Below are 12,628 nucleotides of genomic sequence, written 5' to 3'. Positions count from 1 at the left end.
TCGCAAGGGCGGCCTTTTTTTCTGCCTGGACCCCGCCTCCCGGCTCATTCCGCCGCGATCCGCCGGGGGCTCTCTTCGCCCGCGAGATCCCGGATGACCTGGGAAAAGGCGAAGGCGAGGTCCTCCGCCAGGGTATCGAAGCCACGCTTCTTCTCCAGGTTCCGCTCATCCATATAGATGGAGCGGTTGATTTCGACCTGAAGGGCATGTCGATCGAGGGCAGGCTCGCCATAATGTTCGGTGATGAAGCCTCCGGCATAGGGCTTGTTGCGGACAACGGTGTAGCCGCGGCCCCGCAGGGCGGTTTCCACGAGGTCGATCAGCACAGGCGCACAGCTGGTCCCGTAGCGGTCGCCCAGAACGATATCGGCCTTGGCGCCTTCCTCCCGGCTGACACTGGTAGAGGGCATGGAATGGCAGTCGATCAGGAAGGACTGGCCGAAAGTCTGGGCCGTGCGACGGATGAGCTGCCGCAGCATGCGGTGATAGGGCTTGTAGAGCCATTCGATCCGTTGAAGAGCGTCGTCGACCGGCAGGCGACCGGCATAGATCTCCTGCCCGTCGGCAACAATCCGGGGAATGGTGCCGAGCCCGCCTGCCACGCGCATCGAGCGGGTATTGGCGAAAGGCGGCAGGCGACCGTCGAACATGCGCGAATCGAGTTCGTAGGGCTCCCGGTTCAGATCCAGATAGGCCCGCGGGAAGCGGGCTGTCATCAGGGGAGCGCCAAGAGCGACTGCCGCAGCGAACAACTCGTCGACGAAGGCATCCTCCGACCGGCGCAGGGCCAAGGCGTCCAGACGCGACGAGGCCAGGAAAGTCGCGGGGTAGACGGCTCCGGCATGAGGCACGTTGAAGACGAAGGGAGCCGTCTGGCCAGCTGGCTCGATGACGACAAAGGGAGGCTCGAACTCGTCGGTGATGATGGGCCGCATCCGGTTTGTGACAGGTCTTGAGTTGATGACAGGGAAAGGGCTGGGGTTAGTGTAAGGCAGCGCCATATTCTGTCCATGGCAATATCGTGGGCATACTGCGTCGTTCTTTCACGGCTTATTTACCCCGAGCAGGCATCAAGACGGGAGATGTTCGTGACGATTCGAGGTTGGCGGCGATGAAGATCATTCTTGCCGAAGACGATAACGACATGCGCCGCTTCCTGGTGAAGGCGCTGGAGAACGCGGGCTACGACGTGGCCTCGTTCGACAACGGCCTCTCGGCCTATAACCGGCTGCGCGAGGAACCCTTCGAGCTTCTCCTGACCGACATCGTCATGCCGGAAATGGATGGCATCGAGCTGGCGCGCCGGGCGACCGAGCTCGATCCGGACATCAAGGTGATGTTCATCACCGGTTTCGCGGCGGTTGCGCTCAACCCGGATTCCCAGGCTCCGCGGGAAGCCAAGGTGCTGTCGAAGCCCTTCCATCTGCGCGATCTGGTGAACGAGGTCGATAAAATGATGGCGGCCTGAAAAAGGTCGTGATCATGGCTTGCGTCCCCGCCCGCTAGCCGGTATATCGCGCTCCACACCTGAAGCGGGACCCAAAACTTCGCCGTTTCACGGGCGCGTAGCTCAGCGGGAGAGCACTACGTTGACATCGTAGGGGTCGCTGGTTCGATCCCAGCCGCGCCCACCATTTTCTTTTTGTCGGCCTTCCCGAGAGGCTGCTGCAGGAGATCGGACATGAAGATCCGTAACTCGTTGAAGTCGCTCCGCGGCCGTCACCGCGACAACCAGCTGGTTCGTCGCAAGGGTCGCATCTACATCATCAACAAGACCCAGAAGCGCTACAAGGCTCGCCAGGGCTGAGCTTGGCGCTGCGGCTTCGCCGCACGCTTTTATGAATTGACGGCGCATGCCGGGATCCTAGAATCCCGGCATGCGCTTTTTCGCGTTGCTTTCGACCGCATTGCTGGGCCTGTCCGCGCCGGTTCTGGCGCAGGATGATCTGCGCGCCCCATCTCCCCGCCCGCCCCACAGCCGCCCGGCCCCCCGGGCGGTGACGCTGGACAGCCTGTTCGAGCGTCTGGCCAAGGCCGGCAGTGAACGGGAGGCGGATGGCGTCGCATCCCTCATCGAGCGGCGCCTGTCCCGATCCGGCTCCGATACGGCCGACCTTCTCCTGACCCGCGTCGCAAAGGCCCTCGACGAGAAGGACTACCCCCTGTGCATCGAGATGCTCGACCGGATCCTGGCCCTTGAACCGCAATGGGCCGAGGCCTGGTACCGGCGTGCGCTCGTGTTCTACATGCTCGACGATCCCGTGGGCGCGCTGGCGGACCTGCATCAGGCGGTGAAGCTCGAGCCGCGCCATTTCGGGGCCTGGACTGCGCTCGGCCACCTGTTCATGGCTTCCGACGAGAAGGCGCAGGCCCTCGCGGCCTACCGCCGGGTGTTGCAGATCAACCCCCAGACGCCCTCCATCCAGACCATCGTGTCCCGCCTCAGCCTAGATATCGACGGCCAGGACCTTTAGATCCTGATCCGCATAGGGGCTGTTGTCCGGCAGGATCGCAGGACGCTTCGCCTCGGATCCCCGGCCACCGGGGCGAGGGAAGGGGCCCGCCGCCGGCGGCCGCGAAGAACGGTGCCGTGGAGGGAATCAGGCCTTGGCCGCGTGCTCGGCGTTGATGAAGGCGATCCGGACCATGTTGGTCGCTCCCGGCGTCCCGAAGGGAACGCCGGCTACGATGATGATGCGGTCGTTGACCTCCGAAAATCCCTCGCGCAGGGCGAATTTGCACGCGCGGAACGCCATGTCGTCGATATCGCTCGCATCCTTGGTGCGGATCGGATGCGTCCCCCAGACGAGGGCGAGGCGACGGGCGGTGTGGATGTTGGGCGTCAACGCGAGCACCGTGGAGTTCGGCCGTTCGCGGGCGAGGCGGAAAGCCGTGGCGCCGGATGACGTCCAAGCGGCGATCGTCTTGAGATGCAGGGTGTCGGCAATCTGGTGCGCACCGGCCGCGATGGCATCGGACCCGGTCGCTTCCGGCTCGGTCGACTGGGTCTTGACGATCGACCAGTAGCTCTGATCCTGCTCCACCTCCTCGGCGATGCGGTTCATGGTGGTCACCGCTTCAATGGGATATTGCCCGGAGGCGCTCTCGGCGGACAGCATCACCGCGTCGGCGCCGTCATAGACTGCAGTCGCAACGTCCGAGACCTCCGCGCGGGTTGGTACCGGAGCGGTAATCATCGATTCCAGCATCTGGGTCGCGACCACGACGGGCTTGCCGAGCCTGCGGGCTGCGCGAACAATCCGCTTCTGGATGCCCGGCACCTTCTCGAGGGGCATCTCGACGCCGAGATCGCCGCGCGCCACCATCACCGCGTCGGAAATCTCCATGATCTCATCGAGACGGGCGATGGCCTGGGGCTTTTCGAGCTTCGACATGACGAGGGCGCGGCCGCGCGCCACCTTCTTCACCTCCGCGACGTCCTCGGGCCGCTGCACGAAGGACAGGGCGATCCAGTCCACCCCCGCGTCGAGGGCGGCTTCGAGATCCGAGCGATCCTTGTCGGTCATGGCGGCGACGGGAATCACCGTGTCCGGCAGGCTCACGCCCTTGCGGTTGGAGATCTTGCCTGCGACCTCGACCACCGTGACGGCGGAGCCCGGCTTCACGCTCTTCACGCGCAGGCGAAGCTTGCCATCGTCGATCAGGACCGTGTGGCCCGGTTCGAGCGAAGACAGGATTTCCGGATGGGGCAGATGTACGCGCTCCGCATTGCCGGGAGCCTTGTTGTTGTCGAGGGTGAAGGTCTGGCCCTTCACCAGCATCGCGCTGTCGTTCTCGAAGGCGTCGACGCGCAGCTTCGGGCCCTGGAGGTCGGCGAGAATGGCGATGGGCCGCTTGAACTTCGCCTCGACGCTGCGGATCATCTCGACCCGCTCCTTCAGTTTCTCGCGGGGGAGATGGCTCATGTTCAGGCGGAACACGTCCGCGCCGGCCTGGAACAGGTTAGCCACCATCTCCGGGTTCTCCGAGGCCGGCCCCAAGGTGGCAAGGATCTTCGTGCGCCGTACGCGTCTCATGTCATTGCCCCCCCGGGCGATTTGTTTCGGTCAGCTGGATGGTCCAGCTCTTCTGTTCACCTGTATCGACTTCGAAGAAGCCGTTGCGATCGAAGCCTCGGGCGAGGCAATCTTCCGTTCCACGGATCGTGAATTCCCGCTCCCGCGTACACATGAAGGAGCGCCCGCTCCAGTCGCCGCCGCGGTCGTAGTCGATGGCGTAGACGTAGTAGAACCGGCTTGCGAGCTGGCCCTTGAGCAGGGTCTCGCAGCCGCGGGAATTCAGGTTCCACCAGCCCTCCGTCACCCAGCCCTGACCGTCGCGGTAGCCGATCGCCACGCCCACGCGGCTCGACGTCATGTTGCACATGCGCAGGTCGGCGCGGGCAGGGCTTGCGGCGAAAAGGCTTCCGCCGAGGAGAAGGAGCGCGAGCCCAAGGCTTCGCCGCCCGCTGTGGGCCGATAGGACCGATCCGGCAATCATGAGTGTGTGTTCAAGTGGGTTTGGATAACGAAGACGCACAATGCTTCGGGAAGTATGTCGAATCCTTGTCGGCCAGAAGAGGCGCCGCATCAAGTCCCATGGTGAAAATCATCCGATGGCGGTCGCTGAAAAAGTCCCGCTCCCATGGATGCTCGCACAATCCTCTCTTTATGGAGGGGCCGACGCGCGGCATCCTCAAGCCTTCCGCGGCCTTGGCCGTGCCACCCAGATTCCGGCGAGAATCGCGGCACCGCCCAGCGCCTGAACCGCACTGAGGGCCTCGCCCAGGAGAAGCCAGCCGAACAGGGCGGCGACAACTGCTTCCAGGAAGATGACGAGCGAGGAAAAAACCGGGGGCAGCCGCCCGAGCGCAACGGCCAGAAGGCCCTGACCGCCCGCGTGGCTGATGAAGGCCATGGCGATGAGGGCGGCAAGTCCCTGGCCTGTCTGCGGCAGGACGCGGCCATCGAGGACGAGGGCGATGACGAGGAGGGCCGCAGAGGTGATCAATCCGCTCTCGAAGGTGACCCGCGCGGCGCCGGCCATGGTCCGCGCCCGCCCGACGAAGATGAAATAGAGGCCGAAGAAGAAGGCGGTGGCAAGACCGAAGAGATCGCCACGGATCCGCGCCGGATCGACCTGAAGGCTCTGGCCGATCAAAGCGACGCCGCCGAGCAGACACATGCCGAGGCCGGCGATCGTGCCCTTCGAGACCCTCTGCTTCAGAACCAGCCAGGTGACCATGACCACGAAGAATGGTGCTGTGGTGGCGAAGAAGGTGGCATTGGCGATGGTCGTGTTGATGATCGACAGGTGCCAGAAGAAGAGATCCCCCGTGAAGGCCAGGCCGGCCCAGATCGTCGCCTTCGGGAAGGAGACCCGCGGCGCGCCATTGGGCGCTCGCGCCTCCTCGATCCGCATCCAGGCATAGAGAAGCGGCAGCGCAAGGCAGACGCGCCAGAAGGCGCTGGCGAAAGGTCCCACATCGGCGGAGGCATAGCGCACGAAGATCGGCGAAATGCCCATCGCCACCGCTCCGAGACAGAGGGCCGTGAAGGCCGATGCGAAGCCCGTATCCAGGCGCGCCTGGCTGGGGGTGGAGGACGTCGGAGTAGAGGGCATGGGCCTTTATCGGGATGGTGCCGCGCCGCCAAATCACAGCGCAGAAGGTCGCATTGTCAGTCTTCCTAGCGTATCGTGCGGAAAAGTGGACCCGGTTTTCCGCAAGCGACGATGCGCCGCTTGTCGTCCGATGCTCCAGGCGGGATAAGGCTCCCCTTCAGTCCATAAACCTCTGCTGACCCTTTCCTGTCATGTCCGCTTCTCCTGCGCTTCTGCGCGACGACCTCGCTCTCGAGACCTGGCCTGTCGAGACCATCGAGGGATCTGCCGCATCCGGCGTCCTTCTCCTGTGCGATCACGCCTCCAACACCGTGCCTCCGGATCTCGGCGATCTCGGGCTGCCGCACACGGAGTTCCAGCGCCATATCGCCTACGATATCGGAGCGGCCGGCGTGACGCGCTCCCTGGCCCGGCGCCTCGGTGCGCCGGCGGTGCTCACCCGCTTTTCCCGCCTGATCATCGACCCCAACCGGGGTCGGGACGATCCCACTCTCGTCATGCGCCTTTCCGACGGTGCCGTGGTTCCCGGCAATGCCAGGATCTCCGAAGCGGAGACGCAGGACCGCATCCGGCGCTTCTACGACCCTTACGATGCGGCGATCACGGCGGCGATCGGGCGCGCGATGGCGGAGGGGCACCCGCCTGTGATCGTCACGGTCCACAGCTTCACGCCCATCTGGCGCGGCTGGCCCCGGCCGTGGCATGTGGGAATCCTGTGGGACGCTGATGCGCGCTTCGCCGTGCCGTTGATCGAGGCCCTGCGGGCGGAGGAAGGACTCGTCGTCGGGGACAATGAGCCCTACGATGGCGCGCTTCTCGGCGACACGGTGGACCGGCACGCTACGCGGCGCGGCCTCGCCAGCGCGCTGATCGAGATCCGGCAGGATCTGATCGCCGCGGAGGAGGGGCAGGAGGAATGGGCGGAGCGATTCGCCCGGCTTCTCGATCCCCTGGTTGCCGATGCGAAACGCAGGCTTCCGGCGCCGCAGCCGACCCGCACCCGCGACCGCCTGCGCCGGCACTAAGCCGTATTTTGGGGAGGACGCCATGAACGAGATCGATTCCGAGACGAGGACCAGGCTCGAGGCCGCTGCCTTCCGCAGGCTCCTGGAGCATTTGCGGGAGCGGACCGATGTCCAGAATATCGACCTCATGAACCTGGCGGGCTTCTGCCGGAACTGTCTGTCGAACTGGCTGAAGGAGGCGGCCGACATGAGCGGCGTACCCCTCTCCAAGGACGACAGCCGGACCTACGTCTACGGCATGCCCTATGAGGAGTGGAAGGCGCAGCATCAGCGGGAGGCCACGGGGGCGCAGCTCAAGGCCTTTGAAGAATCCAAGCCGAGCCATTAAAACGGCTTCAACCAAATGACCTTATCCTTTCACCCGACCTCTCTCGGCGCCAGCGCCCTCAATCAAAGGCAACATTTATGGATGACGCAGCTTTTCAAACCGAATCCGTCGCAGCCGATCAACTGAAAGCTTTCATCGAGCGCATTGAGCGCCTGGAAGAGGAAAAGGCCGGGATCGCCGGAGATATCAAGGACGTCTACGCCGAGGCCAAGGGCAACGGCTTCGACACCAAGGTCCTGCGCAAGATCATTGCCCTCCGCAAGCGCGACTACGCCGAGCGGCAGGAGGAGGAGGCCATCCTCGAACTCTACATGCAGGCCCTGGGCATGGTCGGCTGAGCCGGGCCGGTCGGATTGGACAGAAGGCGGGGTTTAACCCCGCCTTTTCTTTTGGCTCCGGCAGGAGGGCTCAACAGCGGCTGGCCATGCCGGAGGGGTTGGTACTGCCAGTGGGCTGGCCGCGCTGCCCCGGATAGCAGGGGTTCCGGCCGCTGACATCGGCATCGAGGGCGTTCTTGGGGCCCGGCGTGATGGTGCCGGGCGGCTTGCCCGGAGGATTGACCGCCGAGCCGGTATTGCCGGTGGTGCCGGTCGCCTTGGGATCGGATGTTTCCTGAACCGGGAACTGGCGGGTTCCCGCATTGCCGGTATCCACACTCGGCGCCGGAGTGGACATGCCGGGGGCATGGCCGGGCTGGCTGCCGCCCGTCTGGGCGGAAGCGCCGCTTATCCCCGCTAGGACTGTGCCTGCAAGAATCAGGGCAGACCACGATTTGACAGACATCTGCTTCCTCCAGCCTGCATGAGACTACGCTTCGTCATGAAGGGGATACTCGGCCGGAGAGCGAATGTTTCAGCGTGACAGGAGATTTGGCGGTCCGGATGGCTCGGGCAAACGGCCCGGGCCTCAACGCACCAGGGGCAGGGGCTTGACCGCCGGGCCGGTGAAGCGGTTGGTGGCCAGTTCACCCAGCGGCTTCGACGAGAAGCCCATCCGGAGGCTGGGGCCAGCTGTCAGGAGCGCGCGGGCGCCGGCAGCGTGCCCCTTGTCCTTGGCGGGATCCTTGGCGGGGGCCACCTTGGCAGCGGCAGGGGCGGAAACCTTCGGCCGGTCGACCTTGATGGCCTCACGGGCGGCCGGCGCCGGGACCGCGATTTCGACCGGAGCGGCCGAGGCGACGATCAGAGCAGGCGCCTCGGGGCGCGGTGGGGGAAGCGGGACCCCTGACGGCTGGCTCGATGCGAGGAGACCGGCCATCTGGGTGGCTCCGCGCAACTCCGGAATGCCGGGAATCGGATTCGTCTGGGCGAGGGCGCTTGGCCGGGCTGGCGGGATCGGCGCATAGGCGAGGGCACCGGTCACGACGATGTCATCCGGCCGCCGGGGCGGCATCGGGGCGAAGGCGATCTCGCGGCCCGATCCGGCATTTGCGTCCTGTCCCGACGGGCCCTGCTGCCAGGCCAGAGTCGGGCCGGTCGGGGTCGCAACCGTGCTCGGAAGCCCGGCGATGCGGGTCGGCGGCAGCGGCGGTGGCGGCGCGATGTCCTCGCGCAGAGCCGGAGCGGCGGCTGCGATGGCCGCAGGAGACGGAGCGGGCATCGGCTCAGGCTCGGGTCTCGGCTGCACGACCGGGACCGCACGGGCGGCCACGACCTGCTGGCGCGGCTGCTCCGAGGCACGGAGGGCCGCAAAGACCGAGGCGTTCGAATCGCTCGCGTAATAATCCTGCGGCAGTGCGGGCGCCGCCGAGCGCGAGGCGAGAAGATTGCGGCCTGGCCGGGAGGCGGCGCGGATCTCTTCCACGTCCTCGTCCTCGTCGCTGCTGCCGAAGAGGGTCGCCCACAGGCTCTTGCGGCGGGTCGGCACCACCTCGCCGGCATCCGCCACGGCACTGTAGCCCGCGACTGTTCCGCCATTTGCGAGAACTTCGGCGCGCGCCAGTTCATAGCCCGGCAGCGGAGAGCCGTCCGCCGGAATGTGCACGGTCTTGCCGTCGGGGAAGAGGCGCACGAGCTGATCGCGCGTCATCCGCGGCCAGGCGCGCACGCTGCCAACATCGAGATGCACGAAAGGCGTATAGGCATTCGGATAATAGCCGACGCCGCCGCGCTGCAGGCGCATGCCGATGGCGCGCAGCCGCTCCGCCGAAATATCGGGCAGGTAGAAGTCCAGTGCCTTGCCCTGCATGTGCTGGCTGTTCTTCGCCACCACGCTGGAGCGGCGGCGCAACATGGCGTTGGTCTGGGGCGAGCGATAGGCGGAGTTCACATGGACGGGCGCGCTTGATCCCACCTCGCGGTAGACCTCCCACACGGTGTCGAAGAGGCGCGGGTCCATCCGCGTCTTCTCTTCCCTGCGCCAGTCGCGCAGGAACCAGTTGAGCTGCTCGAGAGCCTGCGGGTCGTATTGTCCGTTGCGCCGGAACGTGACCGTGAGGCTCTCCTTGGTGTTGTTGTGGTAAAATGTCAAAGTACGCGTGTCGCCGTTGGCGATTGCATCCTGCGTGCCTCGCGTTCCCGCGAACAGGACGGCGACAAGGGTCGCAAGACCGATACCGGCGCGGCGCACGATGGTTGACGCGGCCGCACGGCGATCCGAACGCAATACTCTCACTGTGATACTCGTCGTTACACGCCGCAGCAGGTGGGGGCGGCATCCCCGATCATGAAGGGATCTTTGCCGAAGACGGTTACTTCGACGTTAAATGCACAGTGAAAAGATCGCCGCCCAGGGCAGGAATGCTAGGACAGCAGGCCCAGGGCCTCACGGACCTTGCGGTCGAAGCCGTAGAGATCGCTGAAGGTCTTCACCACGCCCTTTTCGTCCACGGAGAGCGTGAAATAGGTGAGATGGACCGGCAGCGGGCGGCTGAGATTCAGATAGCGCTCGCCCTTGCCGATCAGGCTCTTCAGCCTTTCCTCCGACCATTTTTCGCCGAGCACTTCTTCCGCGAGCTGGAAGGGTTGATCGACGCGAACGCAGCCATGGCTGAAGGCGCGCTTGCCGGCCGCGAACAGCTTGCGATTCGGCGTATCGTGCAGATAGACCGAGTGCTGGTTCGGGAACATGAACTTGATGAACCCCAGTGCGTTGCGCTCACCGGGCGGCTGCCGCACTGTGATTCGGTTGCCCTTGCGAATGATCCGATAGCCCTTGCGCTCCGCGTAGGAAGGATCGTTGGCAAGCGCCGGCAGAAACTCCTTCTTCAGGATCGAGGGCGGGAGCGTCCATGACGGGTTGACCACCAGGTACTTCATCTTCTCGGAGAAGATCGGTGTCTGCGTCTGCTCCTTGCCGACGATGACCCGCGTCTGATGGATGACGGAGCTGCCATCGACCAGGCGGAGGCTGTATTCGGGCACGTTCACCATGATGTGGCGTTCGCCGAGGTCGCTCGGCAGCCACCGCCAGCGCTCCATGTTGGCGATCAGCTCGCTCTCCATGCGGGCGACCGACGGCCCCGAGAGCGCCGCGAGTGTTTCCGGACCGAGCACTCCGTCGTCGGCCAGGCCTTTCTCCTTCTGGAACGCGGCCACGGCCGAGGCGACACGGGCGTCATAGACATTGGGGTCGGCCGGCTCCTTGCCGAGGTTGAACCGCGCCCTGATCAGGGGAACCCGATCGTCCTGCATGCCGACGCGCAGGGTGGGGCCCTTCGGCACCTTCACGCCCGGCTGCGACGGATGGCTGGCGCGCAGCTTCGCGAGCTGGGCCTTGAGAGCGCGATAACCGGGATGGGGCGGATTATATGCCTCCAGCGCGACGTTCGCGTCGGCTGCGTTGGCGACCCGCGCGAGCACGTCGCCGGCCTCGGGCAGGTCGAGCTTGGGCGTGATCAGCGGCGAGATCCGCGACGGGTCGATGCGCCCGCCGCGTGCATCGCGGGCGTAGCGGATGACGGCGGCAGCGAGCTTGAGATCGGCCTCGGCCCATTGCGCGGGCGATGCCTCCTTGGACAGGCGCAAATCCGGCACGGGGTAGTCGGTGGAATCGAGCCCGTCCTCATCGGCGGCCTTCAGGCGTGCCACGACCGCCTGGGCAGCCGGCGTGAAGGCGCCGTCTCGGGCGAAGGCCAGGGGATAGTCGGCTTCCGCATAGAATGCGGCCAGGGATTCCCTGTCACCCTGCTTCAACCGAAGGTCGCGCAGGAGCGTATCGGACGACAGGCGCGCCTCCAGCGCGACGCGCAGCCAGTCCATGGGAGCGGAAGCCAGGGCGGAAGCGGCGTCGGGCAGGGGGATCTCGGGCAAGGGCCCGACCGCCTCCGACGCGTCGATCGTCACAGGCGCGGTGGGCGGCGGCCCGGGAAGGGCAACATCCAGGGCCGGGGACGCGGCTGCGGATATGGCGACATCGGCGAAGGACGGCTCGGCAGGTTCGACGGCGAGGGGCGGCGCCGGCTGCGCATGGCCCGCTTTACTCTCTGCTGCCAGGGCGGACAGGGACAAAAGTGACACCGAGCCAATCAGGCCGAGCCACAATGTCGTCTTGCGCAGGCTAAGCATCCCGTTGCTCCTCGTCGTCGGTCGGGACGACGGCGAATCGTCCCATCAAGTCATCATGCATGGCGTGACGGTACGCACCCGCCAAGCTCTTAACGTTTGAAAGGCTCATGCGGCTTCATCGCTGAGGCCAAGTTCCTTCAATTTCCTGTAAAGTGTGGAGCGGCCGATACCGAGCCGGCGCGAAATTGCCGACATCTGCCCGCGGTAGTGGGACAAGGCGAAGCGGATCACTTCCGCTTCAAGTTCCGCGAGCGTGCGCATTTCTCCACAGGCCCCCATCAGCGGAAGTGTGCCGGGATCGCGCATTTCCGGGAGCAGGCGATCGTAGATCGGAGCGGGCGACGATTCCGGCAGGGGCGGGATGTGGACGTGCTCCCGTCGCGCACGCGCTGCAATCTGCGGGAATTCCGCCGGTGTCAGGACGGAGCCTTCCGCGAGCACGACGGCGCGAAACACCGCATTCTCCAATTGCCGCAGATTGCCGGGCCATTCATATTCCGCCAGGAGCGCAAGAGCATCCGGCATCAGGTCGACGAGCCGCTTGCCTTCCTCCTTCGCGAAACGGCGCAGGAAGACCCGGGCCCACTCGCCGATGGTGTCCGGCTCCGCCCGGAGGGGTCGAAGAACGATGGGCTGGATCTGAAGGCGGTAATAGAGATCCTCCCGGAACCGGCTCCGACGAACCGCGTCGCCGAGCGTGAAATCGGCCGTGGCAACGATTCTCACGTCGAGGCGCGATGTGCGGCGCATGCCGTCCTGTTGCAGGAGGATGTCGAGCAGGCGGGCCTGCACGGACGTGGAAAGGTGCTGAACATCCTCAATGCACAGGGTGCCGCCATGGGCATCCCGGAAAGCATTCCGAAAGGCTGCATCCTGGCCATCCTCTCCGGGGAGAAGGTCCTCGCCGCGCAGGCTCACGAAGGGGCGGCCCTTCCTGTCGCCGACCGCATGGATGGCGCGGGCCAGCGCCATCGCGCCGCTCCCGGGCTCCGCCTCGATCAGAAGCGGCATCGCCGAGCGTGCCGCGCGATCGGCGAGGCGGACCGTGCGCAGCCGGTCCGGGTGCGCCACGTGATTGGCCGAACCCCGGCGCAGGGCCTGGATGTCGTCCGCGAAGATCTGGGGCAAAGGCATGAAAAGATATCAAG

The 12,628-nt window shown here is 65.5% G+C and carries 14 protein-coding genes and 1 tRNA gene; 7 read left to right on the top strand and 8 right to left on the bottom strand.

What is annotated here, in order from left to right; translation table 11 throughout:
• Positions 1-44 precede the first annotated feature (44 nt).
• Complete coding sequence (locus AC522E_RS17020) at positions 45-935, bottom strand: N-formylglutamate amidohydrolase (RefSeq protein WP_500747428.1); 891 nt, start codon at positions 933-935, stop codon at positions 45-47.
• Positions 936-1,111: 176 nt separating this feature from the next.
• Here AC522E_RS17020 and cpdR point away from each other — a divergent pair, with 176 nt between their 5' ends.
• From cpdR to AC522E_RS17000, 4 genes are all read left to right on the top strand, one after another.
• Positions 1,112-1,468 (top strand): cell cycle two-component system response regulator CpdR, encoded by a 357-nt coding sequence (gene cpdR, locus AC522E_RS17015; protein WP_500747427.1) that lies wholly within the window; start codon positions 1,112-1,114, stop codon positions 1,466-1,468.
• A gap of 91 nt (positions 1,469-1,559) precedes the next feature.
• Positions 1,560-1,634: transfer RNA gene (locus AC522E_RS17010), tRNA-Val, on the top strand.
• A gap of 47 nt (positions 1,635-1,681) precedes the next feature.
• Positions 1,682-1,807: a type B 50S ribosomal protein L36 gene (gene ykgO, locus AC522E_RS17005; RefSeq protein ID WP_109599448.1), complete on the top strand. Its 126-nt coding sequence runs from the start codon at positions 1,682-1,684 to the stop codon at positions 1,805-1,807.
• A 70-nt stretch (positions 1,808-1,877) separates the two neighbouring features.
• Positions 1,878-2,474, top strand: a complete 597-nt coding sequence (locus AC522E_RS17000) for a tetratricopeptide repeat protein (protein ID WP_500747426.1) — start codon at positions 1,878-1,880, stop codon at positions 2,472-2,474.
• A 126-nt stretch (positions 2,475-2,600) separates the two neighbouring features.
• Here AC522E_RS17000 and pyk read toward each other — a convergent pair whose 3' ends face one another.
• From pyk to AC522E_RS16985, 3 genes are all read right to left on the bottom strand, one after another.
• Positions 2,601-4,037, bottom strand: coding sequence for a pyruvate kinase (gene pyk, locus AC522E_RS16995; RefSeq protein ID WP_500747425.1), 1,437 nt, complete (start codon positions 4,035-4,037; stop codon positions 2,601-2,603).
• Between the two features lies 1 nt (position 4,038).
• A complete protein-coding gene (locus tag AC522E_RS16990; protein WP_500747424.1) occupies positions 4,039-4,500 on the bottom strand; it encodes a DUF1036 domain-containing protein in 462 nt (153 codons plus the stop codon).
• Positions 4,501-4,695: 195 nt separating this feature from the next.
• Positions 4,696-5,622: a DMT family transporter gene (locus tag AC522E_RS16985; protein WP_500747423.1), complete on the bottom strand. Its 927-nt coding sequence runs from the start codon at positions 5,620-5,622 to the stop codon at positions 4,696-4,698.
• Positions 5,623-5,813: 191 nt separating this feature from the next.
• Between AC522E_RS16985 and AC522E_RS16980 the strand changes: the two genes are divergently transcribed.
• The 3 genes from AC522E_RS16980 (at position 5,814) to AC522E_RS16970 (ending at position 7,313) form a co-directional block, all read left to right on the top strand.
• A complete protein-coding gene (locus AC522E_RS16980; protein ID WP_500747422.1) occupies positions 5,814-6,647 on the top strand; it encodes an N-formylglutamate amidohydrolase in 834 nt (277 codons plus the stop codon).
• A gap of 22 nt (positions 6,648-6,669) precedes the next feature.
• Positions 6,670-6,975: a DUF1244 domain-containing protein gene (locus tag AC522E_RS16975; protein WP_500747421.1), complete on the top strand. Its 306-nt coding sequence runs from the start codon at positions 6,670-6,672 to the stop codon at positions 6,973-6,975.
• 77 nt (positions 6,976-7,052) lie between these two features.
• The gene (locus AC522E_RS16970) at positions 7,053-7,313 is read left to right on the top strand and encodes a DUF2312 domain-containing protein (RefSeq protein ID WP_114184860.1); all 261 of its coding nucleotides are present in this window, start codon (positions 7,053-7,055) and stop codon (positions 7,311-7,313) included.
• Between the two features lie 70 nt (positions 7,314-7,383).
• On the opposite strand, the gene AC522E_RS16965 is transcribed toward AC522E_RS16970, so the two are convergent.
• From AC522E_RS16965 to AC522E_RS16950, 4 genes are all read right to left on the bottom strand, one after another.
• On the bottom strand, positions 7,384-7,758 hold the full coding sequence (locus tag AC522E_RS16965; RefSeq protein WP_500747420.1) for a hypothetical protein: 375 nt from the start codon (positions 7,756-7,758) through the stop codon (positions 7,384-7,386).
• Between the two features lie 123 nt (positions 7,759-7,881).
• Positions 7,882-9,588, bottom strand: a complete 1,707-nt coding sequence (locus AC522E_RS16960) for a peptidoglycan L,D-endopeptidase MepK (protein WP_500747419.1) — start codon at positions 9,586-9,588, stop codon at positions 7,882-7,884.
• A gap of 128 nt (positions 9,589-9,716) precedes the next feature.
• Positions 9,717-11,480 carry a L,D-transpeptidase family protein gene (locus AC522E_RS16955; RefSeq protein ID WP_500747418.1) on the bottom strand — a complete coding sequence of 588 codons (1,764 nt, stop codon included), beginning with the start codon at positions 11,478-11,480 and terminating at the stop codon, positions 9,717-9,719.
• 105 nt (positions 11,481-11,585) lie between these two features.
• On the bottom strand, positions 11,586-12,614 hold the full coding sequence (locus AC522E_RS16950; protein WP_500747417.1) for a sigma-54-dependent transcriptional regulator: 1,029 nt from the start codon (positions 12,612-12,614) through the stop codon (positions 11,586-11,588).
• Positions 12,615-12,628: the final 14 nt, after the last annotated feature.

It is taken from the genome of Microvirga sp. BF8, from assembly GCF_059888585.1.
Note: the sequence above shows the minus strand (reverse complement) of the source record. Positions and strands in the feature narration are given on the sequence as shown.

Coding starts and splice junctions, on each gene's coding strand:
- AC522E_RS16980 (WP_500747422.1), top strand. CDS start 5,814: ATGTCCGCTTCTCCTGCGCTTCTGCGCGACGACCTCGCTCTCGAGACC.
- AC522E_RS16955 (WP_500747418.1), bottom strand. CDS start 11,480: ATGCTTAGCCTGCGCAAGACGACATTGTGGCTCGGCCTGATTGGCTCG.
- pyk (WP_500747425.1), bottom strand. CDS start 4,037: ATGAGACGCGTACGGCGCACGAAGATCCTTGCCACCTTGGGGCCGGCC.
- AC522E_RS16975 (WP_500747421.1), top strand. CDS start 6,670: ATGAACGAGATCGATTCCGAGACGAGGACCAGGCTCGAGGCCGCTGCC.
- cpdR (WP_500747427.1), top strand. CDS start 1,112: ATGAAGATCATTCTTGCCGAAGACGATAACGACATGCGCCGCTTCCTG.
- AC522E_RS16950 (WP_500747417.1), bottom strand. CDS start 12,614: ATGCCTTTGCCCCAGATCTTCGCGGACGACATCCAGGCCCTGCGCCGG.
- AC522E_RS17000 (WP_500747426.1), top strand. CDS start 1,878: ATGCGCTTTTTCGCGTTGCTTTCGACCGCATTGCTGGGCCTGTCCGCG.
- AC522E_RS17020 (WP_500747428.1), bottom strand. CDS start 935: ATGCGGCCCATCATCACCGACGAGTTCGAGCCTCCCTTTGTCGTCATC.
- ykgO (WP_109599448.1), top strand. CDS start 1,682: ATGAAGATCCGTAACTCGTTGAAGTCGCTCCGCGGCCGTCACCGCGAC.
- AC522E_RS16970 (WP_114184860.1), top strand. CDS start 7,053: ATGGATGACGCAGCTTTTCAAACCGAATCCGTCGCAGCCGATCAACTG.
- AC522E_RS16990 (WP_500747424.1), bottom strand. CDS start 4,500: ATGATTGCCGGATCGGTCCTATCGGCCCACAGCGGGCGGCGAAGCCTT.
- AC522E_RS16965 (WP_500747420.1), bottom strand. CDS start 7,758: ATGTCTGTCAAATCGTGGTCTGCCCTGATTCTTGCAGGCACAGTCCTA.
- AC522E_RS16985 (WP_500747423.1), bottom strand. CDS start 5,622: ATGCCCTCTACTCCGACGTCCTCCACCCCCAGCCAGGCGCGCCTGGAT.